Source organism: Paracraurococcus ruber (assembly GCF_004353985.1).
Taxonomy (GTDB): Bacteria; Pseudomonadota; Alphaproteobacteria; order Acetobacterales; family Acetobacteraceae; genus Paracraurococcus; species Paracraurococcus ruber.
The window spans coordinates 1-23,077 of the sequence record NZ_SMOA01000030.1 but is presented as its reverse complement, the minus strand read 5'-3'; the positions used below and the strand labels follow the sequence as shown (position 1 = coordinate 23,077).

At 74.2% G+C, this 23,077-nt stretch carries 17 protein-coding genes; 6 read left to right on the top strand and 11 right to left on the bottom strand.

The window, feature by feature from the left end:
- The first annotated feature begins 141 nt into the window (after positions 1-141).
- The 4 genes from E2C05_RS08490 (at position 142) to E2C05_RS34000 (ending at position 4,021) form a co-directional block, all read left to right on the top strand.
- A complete protein-coding gene (locus tag E2C05_RS08490) occupies positions 142-1,776 on the top strand; it encodes a Na+/H+ antiporter (RefSeq protein WP_133219183.1) in 1,635 nt (544 codons plus the stop codon).
- A 430-nt stretch (positions 1,777-2,206) separates the two neighbouring features.
- Positions 2,207-2,881 carry a CBS domain-containing protein gene (locus tag E2C05_RS08485; RefSeq protein WP_133219182.1) on the top strand — a complete coding sequence of 225 codons (675 nt, stop codon included), beginning with the start codon at positions 2,207-2,209 and terminating at the stop codon, positions 2,879-2,881.
- A gap of 71 nt (positions 2,882-2,952) precedes the next feature.
- Positions 2,953-3,381, top strand: a complete 429-nt coding sequence (locus E2C05_RS08480; protein ID WP_133219181.1) for a VOC family protein — start codon at positions 2,953-2,955, stop codon at positions 3,379-3,381.
- Positions 3,382-3,532: 151 nt separating this feature from the next.
- Positions 3,533-4,021 (top strand): hypothetical protein, encoded by a 489-nt coding sequence (locus E2C05_RS34000; RefSeq protein WP_192912436.1) that lies wholly within the window; start codon positions 3,533-3,535, stop codon positions 4,019-4,021.
- A 147-nt stretch (positions 4,022-4,168) separates the two neighbouring features.
- Here E2C05_RS34000 and E2C05_RS08470 read toward each other — a convergent pair whose 3' ends face one another.
- The 5 genes from E2C05_RS08470 to E2C05_RS08450 form a co-directional block, all read right to left on the bottom strand.
- Positions 4,169-5,218: a zinc-dependent alcohol dehydrogenase family protein gene (locus E2C05_RS08470; RefSeq protein WP_133219180.1), complete on the bottom strand. Its 1,050-nt coding sequence runs from the start codon at positions 5,216-5,218 to the stop codon at positions 4,169-4,171.
- Between the two features lie 132 nt (positions 5,219-5,350).
- A complete protein-coding gene (locus tag E2C05_RS08465; RefSeq protein ID WP_133219179.1) occupies positions 5,351-6,889 on the bottom strand; it encodes an efflux transporter outer membrane subunit in 1,539 nt (512 codons plus the stop codon).
- A complete protein-coding gene (locus tag E2C05_RS08460) occupies positions 6,879-8,462 on the bottom strand; it encodes a DHA2 family efflux MFS transporter permease subunit (RefSeq protein ID WP_133219178.1) in 1,584 nt (527 codons plus the stop codon). Before E2C05_RS08460 ends, E2C05_RS08465 begins: the two co-directional genes overlap by 11 nt.
- Positions 8,462-9,463 carry an HlyD family secretion protein gene (locus E2C05_RS08455; RefSeq protein ID WP_158292016.1) on the bottom strand — a complete coding sequence of 334 codons (1,002 nt, stop codon included), beginning with the start codon at positions 9,461-9,463 and terminating at the stop codon, positions 8,462-8,464. The genes E2C05_RS08460 and E2C05_RS08455 overlap by 1 nt, the downstream gene beginning before the upstream one ends.
- A gap of 274 nt (positions 9,464-9,737) precedes the next feature.
- Positions 9,738-11,384 (bottom strand): flavin-containing monooxygenase, encoded by a 1,647-nt coding sequence (locus tag E2C05_RS08450; RefSeq protein WP_133219176.1) that lies wholly within the window; start codon positions 11,382-11,384, stop codon positions 9,738-9,740.
- A gap of 85 nt (positions 11,385-11,469) precedes the next feature.
- Here E2C05_RS08450 and E2C05_RS08445 point away from each other — a divergent pair, with 85 nt between their 5' ends.
- Positions 11,470-12,792: an MFS transporter gene (locus E2C05_RS08445; RefSeq protein ID WP_158292015.1), complete on the top strand. Its 1,323-nt coding sequence runs from the start codon at positions 11,470-11,472 to the stop codon at positions 12,790-12,792.
- A 64-nt stretch (positions 12,793-12,856) separates the two neighbouring features.
- Here E2C05_RS08445 and E2C05_RS08440 read toward each other — a convergent pair whose 3' ends face one another.
- From E2C05_RS08440 to E2C05_RS08430, 3 genes are read right to left on the bottom strand one after another with little or no spacing between them, the layout of a single operon-like run.
- Positions 12,857-13,546: an amino acid ABC transporter permease gene (locus E2C05_RS08440; RefSeq protein ID WP_133219174.1), complete on the bottom strand. Its 690-nt coding sequence runs from the start codon at positions 13,544-13,546 to the stop codon at positions 12,857-12,859.
- Between the two features lie 10 nt (positions 13,547-13,556).
- Positions 13,557-14,390, bottom strand: coding sequence for an ABC transporter substrate-binding protein (locus tag E2C05_RS08435; protein WP_133219173.1), 834 nt, complete (start codon positions 14,388-14,390; stop codon positions 13,557-13,559).
- Between the two features lie 11 nt (positions 14,391-14,401).
- Positions 14,402-15,310 carry a dihydrodipicolinate synthase family protein gene (locus tag E2C05_RS08430; protein ID WP_133219172.1) on the bottom strand — a complete coding sequence of 303 codons (909 nt, stop codon included), beginning with the start codon at positions 15,308-15,310 and terminating at the stop codon, positions 14,402-14,404.
- Between the two features lie 68 nt (positions 15,311-15,378).
- Here E2C05_RS08430 and E2C05_RS08425 point away from each other — a divergent pair, with 68 nt between their 5' ends.
- Positions 15,379-18,246, top strand: a complete 2,868-nt coding sequence (locus E2C05_RS08425) for an FAD-dependent oxidoreductase (RefSeq protein WP_133219171.1) — start codon at positions 15,379-15,381, stop codon at positions 18,244-18,246.
- Positions 18,247-18,446: 200 nt separating this feature from the next.
- Here the strand turns inward: E2C05_RS08425 and E2C05_RS08420 are convergent, their stop codons facing one another.
- The 3 genes from E2C05_RS08420 to E2C05_RS08410 form a co-directional block, all read right to left on the bottom strand.
- Positions 18,447-20,975: a putative bifunctional diguanylate cyclase/phosphodiesterase gene (locus tag E2C05_RS08420; RefSeq protein WP_133219170.1), complete on the bottom strand. Its 2,529-nt coding sequence runs from the start codon at positions 20,973-20,975 to the stop codon at positions 18,447-18,449.
- Position 20,976: 1 nt separating this feature from the next.
- The gene (locus tag E2C05_RS08415; protein WP_158292014.1) at positions 20,977-21,456 is read right to left on the bottom strand and encodes a cache domain-containing protein; all 480 of its coding nucleotides are present in this window, start codon (positions 21,454-21,456) and stop codon (positions 20,977-20,979) included.
- Between the two features lie 197 nt (positions 21,457-21,653).
- A complete protein-coding gene (locus tag E2C05_RS08410; protein ID WP_133219168.1) occupies positions 21,654-22,850 on the bottom strand; it encodes an LLM class flavin-dependent oxidoreductase in 1,197 nt (398 codons plus the stop codon).
- Positions 22,851-23,077: the final 227 nt, after the last annotated feature.

The following is a 23,077-nucleotide window of genomic DNA, read 5'->3' as shown; positions in this document are numbered from 1 at the left end:
CGACCAAGACCGCGACCGGGACCGCGAGGAAAGTTCATGCGGCCCCGCGCCGCCCGCGCTGGACGGGCGGGTGCCAATCCGGGCGATCGGGCCTAGGAAGTCCGGCGCCGCCGTGCCGGGGCGCAGCAGGGGGCATGGCGGATGGATCAGGTCGAAGCCCTCCTTGCGCTCGTCGCGGCTTGCATCGGCTTCGCCCTGCTCGCCCGCCGGCTGGCGGTGCCCTATGCGGTCATCCTGGTGCTGGGCGGCATGCTGCTGGCGGTCGCGCCCGGCGTGCCGGAATACCGGCTGGACCCGGAATTGGCGCTGGCCCTGTTCCTGCCGCCGCTGCTGCAGGCCAGCGCCTGGCGGACGGACTGGCGCGCCTTCCGCAGCGCCCTGGTGCCGATCCTGGCGCTCGCCCTCGGCGCCGTGCTGTTCACCGCCTTCTGCGTCGCCTGGGTGGCGAAGCTGTTGCTGCCGGATCTGCCCTGGTCGGTCGCCATCGCCCTCGGCGCCATCGTCGCGCCGCCGGACGCGGTGGCGGCGGAAGCGGTGCTGCAGCGGCTGAACCTGCCGCGCCGCATCGTCACCGTGCTGCAGGGCGAAAGCCTGGTGAACGATGCCTCCTCGCTCGTGCTCTACCGCCTCGCGGTCGCCGCGGCGCTGGCGGGGGCGGACCTGGCGCCGGCCGAGGGCGCGGCGAGCTTCCTCGCCCTCGGCCTCGGCGGCATCGCCGTCGGCTGGGCGGTCGGCCGCGGCGCCATCGAGGCCTTCCGCCGGCTGGATGACCCGCAGCTCGAGGTCACCACCAGCTTCCTTGCCGCCTATGCCGCCTACCTGGCAGGGGAGGCGCTGGGCGTCTCCGGCGTGCTGGCCGTGGTCACGGCCGGCATGCTGATGGGGCGCGCGCAGCACACCCTGCTCACCTCCCGCAGCCGGATGGGAGCGCAGGCGGTCTGGCGCTTCGTGGAATTCCTGCTGAACAGCCTGGTCTTCATCCTGATCGGGCTGCAGCTCAACCATGTGCTGGAACGCATCGCCGACCGCGGCACCGGGCAGCTCCTGGCGATCGGCGGCGCCATCGCCGCCACGGTCATCCTCTCCCGCTTCCTCTGGGTCTTCCCCGCCGCCTGGCTGATGCCGCAGCGGATGCGGCAGGCGGCGGGCGAGCCGCCGCGGAACTGGCGGCACACCGCCGTCATCGGCTGGGCCGGCATGCGCGGCGTGGTCAGCCTGGCGGCGGCGCTGGCGCTGCCGGACGAGATCCCGGAGCGAGACCTGCTGGTCTTCCTCGCCTTCGTCGCCATCCTGGCGACGCTGGTGCTGCAGGGCACGACGCTGGAATGGGTCATCCGGACCCTCGGCGTGGAGGCGCCGGCGCATGACGGCGGCATCGCCCCGGACGAGGCGGAGGGCCGGCGGATCATCGCCGCCGCCGCGCTCTCCGCCATCGAGCAATTCCTCGACGACCCGCTGGAGGGGGCGATCGCCCGCGACATCCTGCCGGAATACCAGGACCGCGCCGGCCACCTGCACCGCACCGCCAGCAACCGCGGCGCCGCGGCGGCCGAGCGCAGCGCCCGCCGCCGCCTGCGGCTGGCGGCGCTGGAGGCGGGACGGGAGGCGCTGATCGCGCATGCGATGGCCGGCGACCTGCACGCCGAGGGGCTGCAGAAGCTGGAGCAGGAGCTGGACCTGGAGGAGCTGCGGGTCCGCGCCGTGCTGGGCGACGAGCGGAGCGAGGCGGAGAAGGCCGCCGCCCGCGCCCGCCGCCACCGCGCCCGCCCCGCCTGAGCGGCGGTTCCTGGCGGCCGCCGGCTGGCCCGGCGGGCCCGCGATGCGTGGCCCGGGGAGCGGCATCGCCGGTCACGGCCCGCAGGCGCCTTCGGGCATCGCGGCCCGGGCCCCGGGCGCGCCTGCGAACGGAGGCGCGATGGATCGGCGAGGGGAGAGACCGGCCTGGCCGGGACGCCGCCACGGCTGCGATGGCAGCGGCGGGGCCGGGCCACACGCCAGGACGGAACCGCCGCGCCGATGCGCCCCGGCCCCCACGACGGCCGCCAGTCCGGCCCTGGCGCCCGGGCACGAACCACGCCTGCTGGCCGGCCTCGTCGCCGCCCGTCGCGCCACGAACCCCGGCCCGGCTTGACCGCGCGCAAGGCGCCCGGCGCCGCGCCCTGCCACCATCCCCGGCACGCATCCCGCGCCAGGAAAGGCCCGTGCCATGAAGGTCCGCGACGTCATGACCCGCAAGGTGGTCTCGGTGCCCGCCGATACGCCGGTGTTGGCCATCGCCCGCCTGCTCGCCGACCGCGGCATCTCCGCCGTGCCGGTCACCGATGGCTGGGGCCTGCTGCTCGGGCTGGTCTCGGAGGCCGACCTGATCCGCCGCCTCTCGTCCGGCGATGCGCCGGAACCGGGCTTCCTCCGCGCCCTGCTCTACGACCGCGACCGGGCGGCGGAGCGCTATGCCGCGGTGCATGGCGCGACCGCCGGCGACATCATGACGCGGGAGGTGATCACCGTGACCGAGGAGGTGACGGTCGAGCACGCCGCCGCCCTGATCGAGGCGCATCGCGTCCGCCGCCTGCCGGTGGTGCAGGATGGCGTGCTGGTCGGCATCCTCTCCCGCGCCGACCTGCTGCGGGCGCTGCTGGCGCCGCCCGCCGCCACCTCGGACGACGCGATCCGCGCCGCCGTCGCGGCGGAGATGCAGCGCCTGCCCTGGGCCGATGCGCCCTATGTCTTCTTCGAGGTCGCGGGCGGCGCCGTCACGCTGCACGGCTTCTGCCATTCGGCGGCGGTGCGGCGCGGCCTGGCGGCGATCGCCGCCGGCGTGCCGGGCGTGACCGCGGTGGTGGACCGCATCAGCGACCTGCAGGCGACCCGCTGGGCGTAGTCCTCCGGGGCGTACTCGTCCTCAGCGTACTTCCCCTGGGCGCCACCGGCCGGGCGGGCCAGACTGGCGGCATGCAGCCGCCGCCCCCGCCCGCCCAGCAGATCACCTTCCTCTATGCCGAGGACCTGGCGGCCAGCCGCCGCTTCTACGAGGCGGTGCTGCGCCTGTCCGTGGTGCAGGACCAGGGGCGCTGCGCCATCTATGCCGCCGCGCCGGGCGGCCGCGCCTTCCTCGGCGTCTGCCAGGCCCGCGGCCCGCGGCAGGCCGGTGATCCGCGCCGGGAAGGCGGCGTGGTGCTGACCCTGGTGAGCGAGGCGGTGGAGGCGTGGCATGCCTGGCTGGCGGCGCAGGGCATCGCCTGCGACGGCCCGCCGCGGCGCAACGAGGCCACCGGCATCACCCACATCTTCTTCCGCGACCCGGCCGGCTACCTGCTGGAGATCCAGCGCTTCGAGCGGCCGGACTGGCCCGCGCCCGCCCCGCCCGCACCCGGCGGTTGACGTCGCGCCCCGGCGGCCGGCGCGGCAGCACCCGGCGGTTGACCGGAAGGCAACCGGCACGCCGCAGGCACGTTCCGGTGCCGCGGGCGGTGCTGCGGCCAGGGGCGATCCCCGGGCCGCTGGCGCCCGCCACGGCAGAAGGAGTCATGGCATGACAGGCAGACTGCTCGGTGCCGCGCTGCTGGGGGCGATGCTCGCCGCCTGCGGCACCAACAGCAACGACCGCACCACCGGCGGCGCCGCGGCCGGCGCGGCCACCGGCGCGGGCGTCGGCGCCCTGGGCGGCCCAGTGGGCGCGCTGGCCGGCGCGGCGATCGGCGCCGGCGCCGGTGCGGTGACCGGCGCCACCACCTCGGCCCAGGACGTGAACCTGGGCCGGCCGCCCTGGAGCAACCCGGAGACCCGCATTCCCGGCGTGGAGGAGGGCAAGGGCCGCAGCGCCAGCACCCGCCGCGCCCGCGCGCAGGAAGCCGCGGCGCGGCGCGAGCAGCAGCGGGAGAGCGACCGCGCCTACATGGGCGGCGGCATGGTCAGCGACGGCACCGGCCGGACCGTGGCGCCCGCGCCGGCGAGCGGGACCGGCCCGGCGACCACCGCGCCGGCGACCGGCACCATGGCGCCCACCGACCCCATCCGCTGAGGCGGCGCCGGGGGAGGCCCTGCCTCCCCCGGGCATCGGCGCAGCGCAGGGCCATGATCCCCGCGCGGCGACGCGCGGGTCATGGCCCGGACCCATCCCGGGCCGCCTGGCGGCGGCCACGGCGATCTCCGGCTCGGAGCCTGCGGCTCAGAACAGGAAGACGCCCTTGCCGCTGGTCTGGGTGTCGAACAGGCGATAGGCCTCCTCGGCCTGGTCCAGCGACCAGGTCTCGGTGAACAGCGCATCCACCTTGATGCCGCGGTCGAGGATGAACTGCGCGCATTCCTCCTGCCCGACGGCGGAAAAGGTCCAGGACGCGACGATGCTCGCCTGCCGCCTCAGCATGTCGGGCGAGACGTCGATGGTGACATCCCCGCCCTCCCCCACGAAGCAGCAGGTGCCCCACACCTTCAGCGCCCGCACCGCCTGGATGCGTGCCTGCGGGGAGGAGGAGGTGTCGAGCGTCTTCTCCGCGCCCAGCCCATGGGTCAGGTCGCGGATCGCCTGCACGGGGTCCATGTTCGAGGGGTTGATCACCTCCGCCGCGCCGAATTCCTTGGCCCGTTCCAGCCGCTGCGGCGAGATGTCGAGGGCGATGACGCGCGCGCCCATGGCGACGGCAAGCTGGGTGGCGGACAGCCCGACCGGCCCCTGGCCGAAGATGGCGATCGTGTCGTTGCCCGAGACGTCGAGGCGGCGCAGCGCGCCCCAGGCGGTGCCGGTGCCACAGGCGATGGCGGCGCCGGCCTGGAAGCTCAGCCCCTCATGCAGCGGCACCAGGGTATTGGCCGGCACGCAGAGATAGGGCGCGTGGCCGCCATGGCTGTTGTTGCCATAGACCTTCACCGGCACCCGCTGGCACAGCTGCTGCCAGCCGGTGCGGCAATGGCCGCAGGTGGTGCAGCCCTGGTAGTGGTGCACCATCACCCGCTGGCCGACCTTGGCCTGCCGCGGATCGACGCCCGGGCCGACCGCCGCGACCACCCCGCACGGCTCGTGCCCGACGATCACCGGGCCATCCGCCGCGGCGAGGCCCATGCCCTGCCGCACGCCCTTGGGGCGGCGGTACTGCTTCAGGTCGCTACCGCACATGCCGGAGGCCTTCATCTCCAGCACCACCTCGCCGAAGCCCGGCGTGGGGTCGGGGAAGGACATGATCTCCAGCTCCCGGTCCCCGTGGAACACCACCCCGCGCATGCGCATCCTCCCGCTTGCTGTGCTTGCGCGAAGGCTAGTCCAGGCGCGGCACGCTGCAAACAGGCGTGACTCGGACTGGTCCAGGCCGGGTGCCGGCCCGGCGGGTGGCGTTTGAGGAGGGCGGCGCCCTCCTCAATGCCCCGGTTCCCAGCCGCCGCCCAGCGCCTTGTAGACGGCGACGAGGTCGGTCGCGACCGCCGCGCTGCTCTCCGCCACCGAAAGCTCCGCCGAGAGCCGCGTGCGGTCGGCATCCAGCACTTCCAGGAAGGTGCCGAGCCCGGCGGCAAAGCGGGTGCGCGCCAGGTTCGCCGCCTGCCGCGCCGCCGCCGCCTGCCGCCGCAGCGCGTCGCGCCGCCCCTGGTCGCCGTAATAGGCGGCCAGCGCATTCTCCACCTCGTGCAGCGCGTCCAGCACGGTGCGGCGCCAGGCGATGGCGGCGGTGCGCTGCCGCGCCTCCTCCAGCCGCACCTGGGCGCGCAGCTGCCCGCCTTGGAAGATCGGGATGATCAGGGAGGGGCCGATGGAGAAGAAGCGGCTCGCCGTCTCGAACAGGTTCACCGTGTTGCCGGATTGCAGGCCGAGCGAGCCGTTGATCCGCAGCGAGGGATAGAGCTGCGCGGTGGCGACGCCGATGCGCGCGGTCTGCGCCGCCAGCGCCGCCTCGGCCGCCGCCACGTCCGGCCGGCGGCGGATGGTCTCGATCGGCAGGCCGATCGCCACGGCGGGCGGCGCCGGCGGGATCGGCGACGGCGCGGCAAGGCGGTCGGCCAGCGCCCCCGGTTCCTGCCCCAGCAGCCGGGCCAGGCGGTTCATCGCCTGCGTCACCTGCGCATCCAGCAGCGGCAGCGTCGCCTCGGTGCCCGCCACCAGGGCATTGGCATTGGCGACATCCACCTCGGTGGCGAAGCCGGAGGCGAAGCGGGACCGCGTCAGGCCCGCATTGTCGCGCTGCAGCCGGAGGCTCTGCCGCGCGATCGCCTGCCGCGCCTGCAGCCCGCGCAGTTCCAGGTAGGTCCGCGCCGCCTCCGCCCGCAGCGAGAGGCGGGCATTGTCCAGCAGCCGCTCGGCGCCGAGGATCTCGGCCTCCGCCGCCTCGATGCTGCGGCGGGTGCGGCCGAAGATGTCGAGCTCCCAGGCGGCGTCGAAGCCGGCCTGGTAGATGGCGAAGCCGGGCCGCGGCCCGGTCGGTATCGCCGCCCCCTGCCCGGCATTCGGCGCCCCGCCGCCGGCCGAGACGCGGCCGCCGGCGATGGAGGCGAAGGGGCTGTTCTCCGACAGCCGGAGCCGCGTGTCGGAGGCATTGGCGTTCAGCGTCGGGAAGAAGCCGGCGAAGGCGATCGCCCGGCTCTCCCGCGTCTCGGCGATGCGGGCGGCGGCTTCCTCGAGGTCGGGATTCCCCTGTTCCACCTGCGCGACGAGGAGGGTGAGCGTCGGGTCGTGGAAGCCCTCCCACCAGGCGGCGTCGATGGCGCGGGCCTCGGCGCGGCTGCGGGCATAGGCGGGCGCGTCGAGGCTGGCGCGGCTCCATTGCGCCGGCGCGCGCGGCGCGGGCCGCAGGAAGCTGGGCCCGACCGTGCAGCCGGCCAGCAGCAGGGCGAGCGGCGCAAGGCGAAGGAGGCCCCCGCCCGGGCCTGGCCGGGCGCGGTGCTGTCGGGCTGCGTCAATGGCCACTCGGCTTCGCCCCTTTCGGCAGGTCGCGCATCAGGAAGACCAGCGGCCAAAGCGCCAGCACGGCGACACCGAGGAGCCAGAAGGCGTCCATGTAGGACAGCACCTGGGCTTGCGCCGCGAACTGCCCGGCAAGCTGCGACAGCGCGGCCTGCGACGCCTCCCAGGCGCCGAGGCCAGCATGGCGCAGCGCCTGCTCGGTCTGCCGCAGCTGCTCGGCCCAGAGCGGGTTGGCGGCGTTCGCGCTCTCCACCAGCCGGCTCTGGTGGAATTGCGCGCCATGCACCACCGCGCCGTTCATGACCGAGATGCCGACCGAGGCGCCGAGGTTGCGCATCAGGTTGATCAGCGCGCTGGCGTCGTTGGTCTTGTCCGGCGGCAGGCCGACATAGGCGGCGGTGGTGATGGGGACGAAGAGGAAGGGCAGCGCCACCACCTGCAGGATCCGCAGGGTGGAGACATGCCAGAACCCCATCTCGAGGGTGATCTGCGTGGCATGGAGCAGCGCGACGCCGGACCAGAGCAGCGCGCAGAGGATCACCCAGCGCGGCTGCACCAGGCCGGTGATGCGCCCGGCGATGGGCATGACGAAGATCGTCCCGATCCCGCCGACAGCGAGGGTCAGCCCGGCCGTGGTCGCGTCATAGCCCATCAGGTCCTGCGTCAGCTGCGGCAGGAGCTGGGTGGTGCTGAACAGGGTGAAGGCGACCAGGAACATGATGAGGCTGGACGCGAGGAAGCTGCGGTGCCCGAACAGCCGCACATCCACCGCCGGCCGGGCCTGCCGCCTCTCCCACGGGATCAGCAGGGCGAAGCCGGCGACGCAGGCGACGGTCAGCCAGGTGACCATGGGCGACCAGAAGCCATCGTCGATCACCGCCCGGTCCAGCACCACCTGCAGACTGCCGAGCGCAAGGGCGGCGAGGCCGAAGCCGACCCAGTCGATCCCCTTGCCTTCCGCCCGCGCCTTCCGCCGGTCCTCCCGCACCGCCTTCGGCTCCTGCACGAAGACCGAGACGAGGAAGAGCGAGAGCGCGCCGAAGGGCAGGTTGATCAGGAAGATCCAGTGCCAGGAATAGTTGTCGGTGATCCAGCCGCCGAGCGCCGGGCCCATCGCCGGCGCGGTGACGACCGTGAGGCCATAGAGCGCGAAGGCACCGGCCCGCTTCTCCGGCGGGAAGGTGTCGGCCAGGATGGACTGCTCGACGGGCGCCAGGCCGCCGCCGCCCAGCCCCTGGATCGCCCGGAAGACCAGCAGTATCGGCAGGCTGTCCGACAGCGCGCAGCCGAGCGAGGCGAGGGTGAACACCGCGACGCAGCCCATGTAGAAGCGCTTGCGGCCGATCAGCGTCGCCAGGTAGCCGGAGACCGGGAGGATGATGGCGTTGGTCACCAGGTAGGTGGTGAGGATCCAGGTGCTCTCGTCCTGGCTGGCGCCGACGCCGCCGGCCATGTGGCGCAGCGCGACATTGGCGATGGTGGTGTCCAGCACCTCCATGAAGGTGGCGATGGAGACGACCGTGGCGATCAGCCAGGGGGACCGGTCGCCGGCGGCCGAGCGCGGGAGCGCCGCCACTATTCCCGCACCCTGACGCTCGGCACCACCGACAGCCCGGGGGAGAGCGGCAGGTCCTTCGCGCGGTCGTCGGCCAGCACGATCTTCACCGGCACGCGCTGCGTCACCTTCACGTAGTTGCCGGTGGCATTCTGCGGCGGCAGCAGGGCGAAGCGGGCGCCGGTGCCGCGCTGGATGCTGTCCACCCGCCCGTTCAGCACCGGGTCGGGATAGGCATCCACCTTCACCTGCACCGCCTGTCCCGGCCGGATCTCCCGCAGCTGGGTTTCCTTGAAATTCGCGGTCACCCAGACGCTGGGCTCCACCACCGACAGCAGGACCTGGCCGGGCGTGACGTAATTGCCCGCCTCGACCCCGCGATTGGCGATGCGGCCGGCGACCGGCGCGACGATCTTCGTGTAGGAAAGCTGCAGCTCGGCATTGCCGATGGCGGCATCGGCCTCGCGCAGCGTCGCCTCGGCGGCGCGGCGCTGCGCCTCGGCCGCCGCCGCCTGGGCTTCCGCCGCCGCCACGGCCTGCCGCGCCGCATCGACCCGGGCGCGGGCGCTGCGCGACGCCGCCTCGGCATCGTCGTTCTGCTGCCGCGTCACGGCGCGCGGGTCGACCGCGCGGAAGCGGCGGAGCGTCGCCTCGGCATTCTCCTGGTCGGCCTCGGCCACCACCTGGTTGGCGCGGGCCTGGGCGATGGCGGCCTGCCGCACCGCCACCTGCGCCCCGGCCTCGGCCACCTGCGCGGCGGCGCTGCCGCGGCGGGCGCGGGCATTCTCCAGCGCCACCTCCTGGTCGCGCGGGTCGATCTGCACCAGGAGCTGCCCGGCCTCGACGCGCTGGTTGTCCTCCACCAGCAACTCCGCGACCCGCCCGGCGACCTGCGGCGCCAGCCGCGTGACATGCGATTCGAGGAAGGCGTCGTCGGTGGATTCCCAGAGTCGCGCCTGCTGCCACCACCACCCGCCGCCGGCCAGGACCAGCACCGCCGCCAGGGCGCCGCCGCCGATCACCAGGCGCCGGCGCCAGGGCGAGGCAGGCCTGGCGTCCGGCTGGGACGCGGCCCGGTCCGCCTCGGCGGGCCTGGCCTCGTTCCCTCCCGCGGGCCGCGGTGGCGCGTCGCTCCGGCGCCCTGCGGGATCGGCCCTCTCCCTGGTCTGCGGCGCGTCATCCATCGGCTGCGACGATCCGGTCTGCGCCGCAGCAGCGCGCCGCTGCCGGTTTGGTTGCGCGGCCGGGCGTTCTCAAAGCCGCGCGAGCGGGGACCCGCGCGGCCCTTGTGCTTTCTCAGTCCAGCCGCATGCCGCGATAGCCGTCCCGCGCCACCGCCTCGCAGGCTTCCCGGTACTGCGGCGCGCCGCCCTGGTACTGCAGGATGCGGCGCACCTCCCGCCCCTCCACGTTGCGGTTGATGCCGGTCATCCAGGAATCGACCAGCGTGTAGAGCAGCCCGCCGGCCAGCTCCTCCACATGCTTGGACCAGTCGGCCTCGGCCTCCGGCGTCGCCTCGAACCGCGTGACGCCCGCCGCCTGCACATGCCGCATCAGGTCGGTGATCCACTCGACGTTCTGCTCGATGCAGCGCGGGATGTTGCAGCGCGTGGAGGCGTTGTGCGGCCCGACGATGGTCAGCATGTTCGGGAAGCCCTGCGACATCAGGCCGAGATAGGTGCGCGTCCCCGCTTCCCACTTCGCCTTCAGCGTCTGGCCGCCCACCCCGCGGAACTCGACGCGGTCGAAGCTGCCGGTCACCGCGTCGAAGCCCGTGGCGTAGATGACGATGTCGAAGGCGAAGTCCTCGGCACTGGTGCGGATGCCCTGCTCCGTCACCCGCTCGATCGGCGTCGCGTTGATGTCCACCAGCCGGACATGCGGCAGGTTGTAGGCCTCGTAGTACTGCGTCTCCTGCGGGACGCGGCGGGTGCCGAAGCCGTGGTTCTTCGGGATCAGCATCTCCGCCACCTGCGGATCCCTCACCCGCTGGCGGATCTTCTTCGCCACGAATTCGCTGAACAGCGCATTGGCCTTCGGGTCGGTCAGGATGTCCCGGAAATTGGCCATCCAGATGCCGAAGCCCGGTTCGGAATACAGCTTCTCCCAGAAGGCCTCGCGCTCCGCCTCGCTCACCTCGAAGGTGCTGCGCGGGTCGGCCTGGTGGATGTAGCAGCCGGGCGTGGTGCGCAGCAGCGCGAACATGTCGGGATAGCCGGCCTTGATGCGCGCCTGCTCCTCGGCGCTGATGGGCCGGTTGTGCAGCGGCGTGCACCAGTTGGGCGTGCGCTGGAACACCGTCAGCTGCCCGACGATGGGCGCGATGGTCTGGATCACCTGCACGCCGGTCGCGCCGGTGCCGATGACGGCGACGCGCTTGCCGGCGAGGTTCACCGGCTCCCGCGGCCAGTCATGGGTGTGGAAGGACTGGCCCCGGAAATCGGCCAGGCCGGGGATGCGCGGCAGGGTCTGGGCCGAGAGCGGCCCGAGCGCCGTCACCAGGAAGCGGCAGTCGTAGCGCCGGCCATCCGCCAGCGTCACCTGCCAGCGCCGCCCCGCCTCCTCCCACGCCGCCGAGGCCACCCGGCTCTCGAACTGGATGTCGCGCCGCAGGTCGAAGCGGTCGGCCACATGGTTCAGGTAGCGCAGCGTCTCCGGCTGGGCGGCGAAGTGCTCCGACCAGTCCCAGTCCTTCAGCAGCCCCTCGTCGAAGGCATAGCCATAGGTGTAGCTCTCGGAATCGAAGCGCGCGCCGGGGTAGCGGTTCCAGTACCAGGTGCCGCCGACATCCGTCCCGGTCTCGAAGGCCCGGACCGAGAGGCCGAGCTGCCGCAGCCGGTAGAGCTGGTACATCCCGGCGATGCCGGCGCCGATGACGATGGCGTCGAAGGAGGTCCGCGCATCCGCGCGCGGCGCGGCCTCCGGCAGGGCGTGGTCGGGCATCCGTCTCTCTCCCGCGATGATTGCCCCGATTGTGCCGCCACCCGGGCGGGATGGCCAAGCCCGCCCGCGCGGGCGAGGATGCGCCATGGCGGGAGGCACCCACGCGAGATTGGCGCTGGTCGCCCTCGGCACCGTCGCGGTGGCGCTGGACACGGCGCTGAACATCGCCTTCCCCGCCATGACGGCGCATTTCGGCCTGGCCCTGCCGGCCATCCAATGGGTGCCGGTTTGCTACATGCTGGCCTTCGGCAGCCTGATGCTGGGCGCCGGGCGGCTGGGCGACATCCTGGGCCATGGCCCGGTCTTCCGCATCGGCCTGGGCGTGACGGCGCTGGGGCAGGCGCTCTGCGCCGCCGCGCCCAGCTACCCGCTGCTGCTGGGCGGGCGCGCGGTGCAGGGGGTGGGCGCCGCCCTGGTCATCGGCTGCGGGCCGGCCCTGGTGACCGGCCTGTATCCGGAGGCGCTGCGGCCGCGCCTGCTCGGCGTCTATGCCCTGGTCTTCGCGGTGGGGGCGGTGCTCGGCCCCTCGCTCGGCGCCCTCGCCCTGCAGGCATGGGGCTGGCCGGCGGTGTTCTGGACCCGCGCGCCGCTGGCGCTGCTGCCCATGCTGCTGCTGCGCGGCCTGCCGGCCCCGCCGCGTGACGGCGGGCGGGAGCCCTTCGACCTGCCGGGCGCGCTGCTGCTGGTGCTGGCCATCATCGCCCTGCTGCTGGCGGTGAACCAGGCGCGCTACCTGGCCCAGGGCGCCGCCCTGCCGCTGGCCGCCCTGGCCGCCGCGTCCTTCTGGGGGTTCCTGCGCCGCAGCCGCCGCGTGCCGCACCCGATCATGGACCTGTCGCATTTCCGCCGGCCCGGCTTCGCCCGGCTGAACGCCGCCAATGCCCTGGTGAACCTCGCCGGCTTCGCCGTGCTGCTGCTGGTCCCCTACCACCTCACCGGCCCGGCGGGCCTGCCGACCCTGGCGGCCGGCCTGGTCCTCGCCGCGGCGCCCGGCGGCACCGCCCTGGCCGCCGCGCCGGCCGGCTGGCTGCTGGCCCGGCTGCCGCCCTGGCGCATGGTGCAGGCCGGCGCCGCGTGCACCGCGCTCGGCCTCGGCCTGGTGGCGCTGTGGGATGCCGCCACGCCCGTCGCCGCCATGGTCGCCTGCCTGCTGCTGGCCGGCATAGGCCAGGGCCTCGTGCAGGTGGCCTATGCCGAGATCATCCTGACCACCCTGCCCCGCCACCAGCGCGGCGTCGCCGGCAGCCTGACCATGATGACCCGCACGCTGGGCATCGTCGCAGGCGCGATGCTGCTGGCGCTGTGGTTCGAATCCTGGGCGCCGCCGTTCGAGAGGGGGTTCGCCGCCACTTTCGTCTTCGCGGCGGCGACGTCCGGGGCAGCACTCCTCATGCTCCGCCGTCCGTGAGAGGGGATCTGCCCCTCTCACACTCTCCCCGCCAAAGGCCGAAAGGCCTCTGGAAACCTCGGGTTCAGCGCCGGTCCGCCGATTCCGCGCCCCAGCCGCGGCCGTAGCGGCGCTCCAGGCGGCGCTGCACCACCTCCCACAGCGTCGTCAGCACCAGGTAGTACAGCGCGGCCACGGCGAACAATTCCAGCACCAGGAACCGCTCCTGGATCAGGATCTGCGTCCGCCGCAGCAACTCGTCCACGCTGATGACGCTGGCGACCGAGGTCGTCTTCAGCAAACCATTCACGCTGTTGCCCAGCGGCGGGATCACCACGCGCAGCGCCTGCGGCCAGGTCACCAGCCGGAAGATCTGCGCCTTGTGCAGGCCGAGCGCCGCCGCCGCCTCCCGCTGGCCCTTCGGCACGGACAGGATGCCGGCCCGCACGATCTCCGACAGATAGGCGCCCTCGTTCAGGGAGATGCCGATCAGCGCCGCCTCCCAGACCGAGAAGCGCACCCCCAGCAGCGGCAGGCCGGTATAGATGATGAGAAGCTGCACCAGCAGCGGCGTGCCGCGGAAGATCCAGCAGTAGAACTGCGCGAAGCCCGACAGCACCCGCCGGCCGGACAGCCGCAGCAGCGCGATCGCCACCCCCAGGATCAGGCCGAAGAACAGCGACCCGGCGGTGAGCGCCACCGAGATGGCGGCGCCTTCCAGCAGATAGGCGTTGAACAGGTAGTCGAGGAAGCCGTCCCAGCGCCAGGCCTGCACCGCGCGGCGCTCAGTTCGGGCCGACCACCTCGAAGGGCCCGTCGAAGGCCTTCACGCCATGGCGGTCCAGCAGCGTCTGGAAGCTGCCGTCGTTGCGCATCTCGGTCAGCACCTGCGCCACCGCGGTCGCCAGCACCTTGCTGCGGAAGCCGAAGTTGATGGGCGTGCCGAACAGGCCGCTGATGGCGCGGGTGAACTCGCCGCGCTCGTCATACTCCTTGCCCGTGCTGTCGATGGAGATGGCGGCATCCAGCTGCCCCGCCCGCAGCGCCTGGAAGGAGATGGCGAAATTGTCGAAGGGCCGGATGGTGATGGGGCGCAGCCCCTTGTCCTGCAGCTCCTTCGCCAGGTCCTGGGTGCGGCGGAACTCGAAGCCGCCCTGCTCCACCCCCACCGTCAGCCCGGCCAGATCCTCGATCCGGCGGATGCTGCGCGGATTGCCGCGCGGCACGCTGATGCTGATCGCCTGCTCCTCGTAGCGGACCAGCTGCATCAGCTTGGCCCGTTCCTCGGTATAGAACATGCCGGTGTTGATCATGTCCCAGCGCCGCGCCGCCAGGCCGGGGATCATCGCCGCGAACTCGATCCGCACATGCTCCGGCGTCAGGCAGAGCCGGCGGGCGATCTCCGTCCCCAGCTCCACCCGCATGCCGCGCAGCACGCCCTGGCTGTCCACGAACTGCATCGGCGGCAGGGTCGGGTTGGTGGACAGCACCAGGGTGCGCGGCTTCACCAGCTCGCTGTCGGCGACGCGCGGCGCGCAGGCCGGCTGCGCCTTCACAGCCACCGGGTCCGCCAGCGGGGTGGCCAGCAGCGCGGCGGCCAGGATGCAACGACGAAGCATGGAAAACCCCCTCACTCTGCCGCCCGCGCCCCCGCCGGCAGCACGCCCATGCCCTGCAAGACCTGCGCCAGTTGCGCCCGCTGCTCGGCCGGCAGCGGCAGGCGCGGCGGCCGCGGGTCGCCCATCTCCATCCCCATCAGCCGGAAGCCCGCCTTGGTGCCGCTGACATAGCGCGGCCCGCCGACGAAGGGCAGCAGCGGCGCCAGCCGCCGGTACAGCGCCAGCGCGCGCGGCTGGTCCTGCGCGAAGGCGGCGGCGGCGAACATCTCCCGCGACAGGCGCGGCACCAGGTTGCTGCACACCGCCACCCAGCCGATGGCGCCCAGCCATGCGCTCTCATAGCCCAGCACGCCGGCGAAGACCTCCATCCGGTCGCCGCAGAGCGCGATGATGTCGCGCACCCGCGTCACCTCCAGCGTGCTCTCCTTCACGTAGCGGCAGTTCGGGATGGTGGAGAGCCGCGCGAGGATCGGCGGCGTCAGGTCCACATTCGCCGTCGCCGGGTTGTTGTAGACCATGATCGGGATGCCGATCGCATCCGCCACCCGCTTGTAGTGGTGGTAGAGCTCATCCTCGGTCGGCACGGCGTAGAAGGGCGGGATGATCATCACGCCATCGGCGCCGAGCGATTCCGCCTCCCGGCTCGCCCGCACCACCTCCCGCGTGTCCTCGGCGCCGGTGCCGACCAGCACGGGGACGCGGCCGGCCGCCACGCGGATCACGGTCTCGGCCACCGCCGTCCGCTCCTCCCGGCTGCAGGACAGGAACTCGCCGGTCGAGCCCAGCGGGATCAGCCCGTCGATGCCATCGGCGATCTGGAATTCCACCAGCTGCTCCAGCGCCGCCAGGTCCACCGCCGCGCCATCGGCGGTGAAGGGGGTGACCAGCACGGTGTAGGTCCCACGGAAGGGCTTGTTCATGCGCTGGACGCCTCCCCGTGCTCTGCGATGATGGCATTTCGTCCCGGATGGAGGCCCAAGGCAAGGGCATGCGCCTGACCCACCCCGACATCGCGCCCGCCGCCGCGCCGATGCGCTTCACCTTCGAGGGCCGGGAGGTCGCGGCCCTGCCCGGCGAGACCATTGCCGCCGCCCTTTCCGCCGCCGGCATCCTGGAACTGCGCCGCACCGCCGGCGGCGCGCCGCGCGGGCTGTGGTGCGGCATGGGCGCCTGCTTCGACTGCGTGGTGACGGTGGATGGCAGGCAGGGCCAGCGCGCCTGCCTGGTGAAGGCGCGGGACGGCATGGCGGTGACCGCGGCCCTGCCGGCGGTGCCGGCGCCGGCCGGCGCGAAGCCCGCCGCCATCGCGGACCGCGCCTGCGACCTGCTGGTGGTCGGCGCCGGGCCGGCCGGGCTTGCCGCGGCGCTGGCCGCGGCGCAGGCCGGGCTGCCGCGCGTGCTGGTGCTGGACGAACGGGCGGAGGCCGGCGGGCAATACCTGAAGCCGCTCGCCCCCAGCCATCGCCACCGCGCGCCGGACCGGCAGTTCCAGGCCGGCGATGCGCTGCGCGCGGCGGTCGCCGCGGCCGGCGTCGAGGTGATCCCGAACGCCACCGCCTGGGGCGCCTTCGCGCCGGACGAGATCGCGGCGCTGGTCGGCACGGCGGCGGTCACCATCCGCCCGCGCCGCCTGCTGCTGGCCGCCGGCGCGCATGAGCGCCCCGTGCCCATCCCCGGCTGGACCCTGCCCGGCGTGATGACCACCGGCGCGCTGCAGACCCTGGCGCGGGCGCAGCGCGTCTCGCCCGGCGCCAGCGTGGTCGTCGCCGGCAACGGCCCGCTGAACCTGCAGCTGGCCTGCGAACTGCTGGCCGGCGGCGTGCGCGTCGTCGCGGTGGCGGAGGCGGCGCCGAAGCCCTCGGCGGCGCGCTGGCGCGACGCGCTGGCCCTGTGGCGCGCCGCGCCGGACCTGGCGCGCGACGGGCTCGGCTACCTGCTGCACCTCCGCCGCGCCGGCGTGCCGGTGCTGTGGGGCGCGACGCCCCTGGCCTGCGAGGGCGAGGGCCGCTTCGCCGCCCTGCGGCTGGCGACGCCGCGGGGCGAGCGGCGCATCGAGGCCGAGGCCTGCGCCCTCAATCTCGGCTTCCAGCCAGAGACCGGCCTGGCCCGCGCGCTCGGCTGCGCCCATCGCTTTGTGGATGAGGGGCTGGGGCGGCTGGAGACGGTGACGGACGAGGAGGGCCGCACCTCCCTCCCCGCCGTCTTCGCCGTGGGCGACGGCGCCGGCCTGGGCGGCGCGCGGGTGGCGCTGGCGCGCGGGCGGCTGGCGGGGCTGGCGGCGGCGCGCGACCTGGGCTGCGCGGCACCCGACGACGCCGCGACCCGCGCGGAATTGCGCCGGGCGCGGGATTTCCAGGCGGCGCTCTGGCGGGTCTTCGCCCCGCCCGCCTTCGATGTCGGCGCCATCGCCGATGCCACGGTGGTCTGCCGCTGCGAGGAGGTGACGGCCGGCGCGCTGCGGGCCGCGCAGGCGGAGGGCTGCGGATCGCTGGCCGCGCTGAAGAAGGCGACGCGCGCCGGCATGGGCCGCTGCCAGGGCCGGATGTGCGGCGCCACCGTGGCGCGGCTGGCCGGCGCGACGGAGGAAGCCGGCTTCGCCCTGCCGCGCGCCCCGGTGAAGCCGGTGCCGGCGGCGCCGCTGATGCTGGAACTGCCGGAGCAGGAAGCGCCGTGGTTCAACCACGCCGCGCCCGGCTTCGATGCCTGGCGCGCGAAGCCCGCCGCGCCGCCGCCCGCCGCCTGCGACGTGCTGGTCATCGGCGGCGGCCTGGTCGGGCTCTCCACCGCGCTGCACCTGGCGCGGGAGGGCGCCGATGTGCTGGTGGTGGAGCGCGGCGAGGCCGGCATGGCCGCCAGCACCGCCAATGCCGGCAGCCTGCATGTCCAGCTCCTCACCTACGACTTCGACGGGGAGAGCGAGACGGGCCCGGCGCTGGACCGCCTGCCGCTCGGCCCGGAGAGCATCGGGCTCTGGGGCGAGATCGCCCGGGAGGCCGGCGAGGGCCTCGGCATCCGCACCGAGGGCGGGCTGATGCTCGCCGAGACCGAGGCGGAGTTGGCCTGGCTGCGCGCCAAGGTGGCGGCGGAGCGGAAGCACGGCATCGGCGCGCATCTGCTCGGCGCGAACGAGTTGCGCAGCCTCGCCCCCTGGCTGGGGCCCGAGTTCATCGGCGCCGAGCTTTGCGAGGGCGAGGGCCAGATCGACCCGCTGCGCGGCACCCTCGCGGTGAAGCGCCTGGCGCTGCGGGCCGGCGCGCGGCTGGCCGAGGGGGTGGAGGTGCAGGCCATCGCCCGCGACGGCGCGGGCTTCGCGGTGACCACCGCCGGCGGGCCGATCCGGGCCGGCCGCATCGTCTGCGCCGCCGGCCCCTTCACCGCCCGCGTCGCCGCCATGCTGGGCGTCGAGGGCCTGCCGGTGACCGGCGCGGTGCAGCAGGTGATCGCGACGGAGGGCTCGGCGCCGGCCATGCGGCACCTGGTGGCGCATGCCTCCCGCCATCTCTCCCTGAAGCAGGGCGATGGCGGCCACATGCTGATCGGCGGCGGCTGGCCGGGCGTGCTGGACGCCCGGGGCGCGCCGCGCAACCTCCGCCGGTCCATCGAGGGCAATCTCTGGGTGGCCGGCCGGGTCATGCCGGCGATCGAGGGCATGCAGGTCATCCGCGCCTGGAACGGGCTGGCGCCGGAGGTGGACCGGGCGCCGCTGCTGGGCGGGCTGCCGGGCGTGCCGGGCGCCTGGGTCGCCGTCACCAGCAACGGCTACACGCTGGGCCCGCTGGCCGGGCGGCTGACGGCGGAGGCGGTGCTGGGGCGCGGCCGCATCCCAGCGGCCTTCACCGCCGCCCGCTTCGGCTGAAGCCGCGCCGGGCCTGCCGGCGCCGCCTAATCGCCCCCCCACTGCCCGCCACGGCCCGCGGCCGGTGCGGCACCGCCGGATGGCGCAGCATCCGCGGCCGACCGCCCGGGTGGGGGCCGCGCGCCCGGCGCACCGATCCTGTCGGCCGGCCCGGGGCGGGGATGGCCGCGACGCATCGGCGCCCCGCCGCGCCGGACGGCCTACTGGGCGGCGATGGCGATGCTCGCCTGGTCCCGCAGGCTGGCCAGCATGGCGGGCACCTCCGCCGCCGGCCGGGGCCGGCTGAACAGGAAGCCCTGCGCCTCCCGGCAGCCGCTGCGGCACAGGGCTTCCATCTGCGCCTCGGTCTCCACCCCCTCGGCGGTGGTGACCATGGCCAGGCCCTCGCACAGGCTGGTCACCGCGTCGATGATGACCTGGCTCTCGCGCGAGGCGCCGAGGCCGCTGGTGAAGCTGCGGTCGATCTTGACCTTGTCGAAGCGGAATTTCTGCAGGTAGCTGAGCGAGGAATAGCCGGTGCCGAAGTCGTCCATGGCGATCCGCACGCCGAGCGCGCGCAGCCGCTCCAGCGTCGCCAGCGTCGCCTGGTTGTCCTGCAGCATGACGGTTTCGGTGATCTCGAGCTCGAGCCGCCCGGCCTCGAGGCCGCTGGCCTCCAGCGCGCCGGCGACCGCCTGCACCAGGCCGCGGCTGGCGAATTGCGCGGGCGAGAGGTTCACCGCCACCTTCAGCGGGGCCGGCCAGGTCATCGCATCGGCGCAGGCGCGCCGCAGCACCCATTCGCCGAGCGGGATGAGCAGCCCGATCTCCTCGGCCAGCGGCACGAACCCGTCCGGCGGGACGATGCCCTTCTCGGGGTGGCGCCAGCGCAGCAGCGCTTCCATCCCGCCGACGCGGCGGTCCGGCAGCGCGATCACCGGCTGGTAGAAGAGCTCGAACTCGCCGGCCGCCAGCGCCCGCCGCAGGTCCAGCTCCGCCGTGCGGCGCTGCCGCAGGCGCGCATCCATCGCCGCTTCGAAGAAGCGCCAGCAGCCGCGGCCATCCGCCTTGGCGCGGTAGAGCGCGAGGTCGCCGGCCTTCATCAGCGTCTCCGGATCGTCGCCATCGTCCGGCGCGAAGGCGATGCCGATGCTGGCGCCGATGATCACCTGGTGGCCGTGCAGGTCGAAGGGCTGGCCGAGCTGGTCCACCAGCCGCTGCGCCAGCGCCGTCGCCGCCTCCGGCCCCGGCGCGTCGGTCTGGATGATGGCGAACTCGTCGCCGCCCAGCCGCGCCAGCATGTCGGTCCCGCGCAGCGCGGCGCCGACCCGGGCGGTGACCGCCTGCAGCAGCGCATCGCCGACCGAATGCCCGAGCGTGTCGTTCACCTCCTTGAACCGGTCGAGGTCGAGGCAGAGCAGCGCGGCGGCATGGCCGCGGCGGGCGCGCTGCAGCGCCTCCTCCAGCCGCTGGCGGAACAGGACGCGGTTGGGCAGGTCGGTCAGCGCATCGTGCAGGGCCAGGTGGGCGATGCGCGCCTCCGCCTCCCGCCGGGCGGAGATGTCCTCGAAGACCAGCACCCAGCCGCCGGCCGGCATGGCCTGGTGGGTGATTGCGATGGTCGCGCCATCCGCCAGGCGCTCGACGAAGCTGCCGGTCGCGGCGGCCGCCAGCCGGGCCCGGAACTCGGCCCCGGCGGCCTCGGCCGGCCGGCCCTGCAGCGCGCCGCGGGCCGCCCAGGGGCCGAGGATGCGGTCGAGCCCGAGGCCGGGCCGCACCAGGCCGGCCGGCAGGCCGAGCATCGCCGCGAACCGGGCATTGGCGACCACCAGCCGCGCCTCGGCATCCAGCATGCACAGCCCATGCGCCATGTTCGCCAGCGCCAGGTCGAAGCGGTGGTTGATCTCGGTCAGCTCCGCCTCGCGCCGCAGCAGCGTGGCGGCATCCTGCCGGGCGGCGGCGACGGCGCGGGCGAGCGTGCCGATCTCGTCCCGCCGCGCGGTGCCCGGCACCGCATCCTCGGCCGCGGCGGGCCGGCGGACCGCGTCCGCCAGGCGCAGCAGCGGCCGGCCGATGGTCCGGGCGGGGATCAGCACGCCGCCGGCCAGCGTCACCAGGGTGGAGAGCAGGGCGAGGCCGGCGACCGCCTGCAGGGCGGTGCTGCCGGCGGACGCGGCTGCCTCGGCCAGGGTGCGGCGCCGGTCGGCCAGCTGGCCGACCAGGTCCTCCATGGCGGTGCGCCATTCCGCGAAATGCAGGTCCGCCTGCAGCATCAGGATGGTGGCGAAGGCGGCGTCGGTGGCGGCCATCGCCACCGTCGCCTCGACATCGTCGCGATAGGCCGCGAAGGCGCGCTCGACCCGGCGCAGCGCGCCGCCCGCGCCCAGTTCGCCCAATCCGGCCCGCAGCCGGTCGAGGCTGGACGCATGCGCCTCCAGCTCCGGCCGGATCCGCGCCGCCTGGCCTTCCCAGCCGCGGCTCTCCGCCTCGATCACCCGCTTGAGGATGAGGGCGGACAGCCCGGCATGGGTCAGGCTGATCCCGTCCTCCAGCCGATGTGCCTCCAGCACCGGTTCGAACACGTCGCGGTCCAGCGCCTGCAGCGCGCCCGTGCCCGATCGCGCCCAGTGCACCGCGACCGCCAGCATGACGGCCGAGAGGACGGCGGTGAGCGCCGGCAGGAACAGCAGCTTCCAGGCCAGCGGCAGGTCGTCGAACCGGCGCCGGAGCCTGCGGGCGCCCGGGCCCATCTCAGTGCCGGAAATACCCGGCGCCGCAGACCAGGTCGTCCTCCACTTTCATGACGAAGGCGACCCGGTCGACGATGCGGCGCGTCACGGGATTGGGCCAGCGGAACTCGTACCAGCCGGCGCCTTCGGTGAAGCCGATGCGGTTCAGGGTCTCGGTCGGGCGGCGGCCATCGGGGTCGCGCGCATTCATCATGTTGCGGCCGACCAGCGCCGGGTTGCCGCCATGGGCGAGCACCGTGCCGTCCGCGGCATGGCAGAAGACGTAGTCGTCGCCGCGGACGAAGCCGCCATCCGGGCGGCTGAAATCGGCCAGCGCCCGCGGCCGGCCCACCGCCTGGACATGCGCCGCCGCGCGCCGCGCCAGGTCCATGGCGGCCATCCGCAGCGCCGCCTCGGCCTCAGCCGCCCGGGCCGGGCCGGCCGCGGCGAGCAGGGGCATGGCAAGGATCGCGGCTGGCAGCAGGGGGGCGATGCGCGGCACCGACCGTCTCCGGGTCTTGGCACCCCGGTCCTAGCGCGCGCGGATTACCGCGCGGTGAAAACGGCGGGTCGGCGCGCCGGCGGGTCGGTGCCATCGCCCCGCCTGGCGGCTGCCGGCCGCCCTGCCCGCTGCGTCGGCGGTGGCAGGCGGGCCATCGCCGGCCCGCCCGCACCAGCGCCGACGCAGCGGGCCGCGGCTCAGACCTCGACCTTGCCGGTGTGCAGCCGCATCCGCATGTGGTCCGGCACTTCCATGCCGGCATCGGTGAAGGCCTTGCGCAGCGCCGGGATATGCGGGCCGAAGATGCCCTCGCGGTTCTCGCTGCACCATTCGCGGCTCTGCGCCGGCATCGCCAGGCTGCCCTGGAAGCGCGGCATGACCCAGCGGGCGAACAGCTCGTAGCTGCGCAGCGTGTCCTCCCGGTTCGCCCATTCATGCGCGCGGAACAGCACGCCGCCGCAGCCGCCCTCGGTGTATTCCAGCAGCCGCTCGATCCCCTTCGCCACCGTCTCCGGGCTGCCGACCAGCGTGGTGCCGGCGCGCAGGCCGTCGCCCAGCGGATCCTCGGACCGCATGGGCGGGCGGCCCAGCGTCTCGGAGAAGTAGCTCAGCGTCTCCATCCGCTCGCCGGCCTTCACGTCGCGGAAGGCGCGCTCGTCGTCCTCGGCGACATGCACGTTCACCACCAGCCGCCAGCCCGACCGCGGCATGGTCGTGCCGTGCTTCTCGGCCTCCTTCTCGCCCAGGCGCCAGTGCTCGGCCAGCTTGGCGTTGCCGCCGGGCAGGCCGGCGCCGAGGCTGAGCAGCCCGACGCCATACTTGCCCGCGGTCAGCACGCCGGACGGCGTGGTGGCGGAGGCGACGGCGATGTCGAAGCGCGGATAGGTGTAGGGCGCGAGGTGGAGGCGCGCCTCCTTCAGCTCGAACCAGTCGGTCTTCATCGTCACCGGCTCCTCGCAGGCGAGGAGCCGCATGATGGCGCCCAGGCTCTCATCCATCATGCGGCGCTGGTTTTCCGCCTGGATGCCCATCATGTAGGCGTCGGAGACGAGCGCGCCCGGGCCGCAGCCCAGCATGGCGCGGCCGCGCGACATGTGGTCGAGCTGTACGAAGCGCTGCGCCACCAGGAAGGGGTGGTGGTACGGCAGGGAGGTGACGCCGGAGCCGAGCTTGATGTGCTTGGTGCGCTCGAAGGCCGCGGCCATGAAGATCTCGGGCGACGCGATGATCTCCCAGCCGGCCGAATGGTGCTCGCCGATCCAGGCCTCGTCATAGCCGAGCTGGTCGAGCCACTGGACCAGTTCCAGGTCGCGGGCCAGCGCCAGCGTCGGGTTGTCCCCCACGCGGTGGAAGGGCGCGAGGAAGATGCCGAAGCGCAAGCCGCGATGGGCCATCGGGTGGTGCCTTTCCTGGAGCGGGCCCTGGGATGGCCCGGTATTTCCCGCCGAAGGCTAGGGACGGGATGCGGGATCGGTCAACCGGACGGGCGACCGACCGCCTGACCCTTGCCGGCCATGCGCGCGAAGGGCCGAAGGCGGCCCGGCCCGGCGGACGGCCCCGGCATCGGGGCATGGCGCCGCTGCGGTCTGGGGGTCCGCGGCGCGCCTTCGCCGCGGCCGGC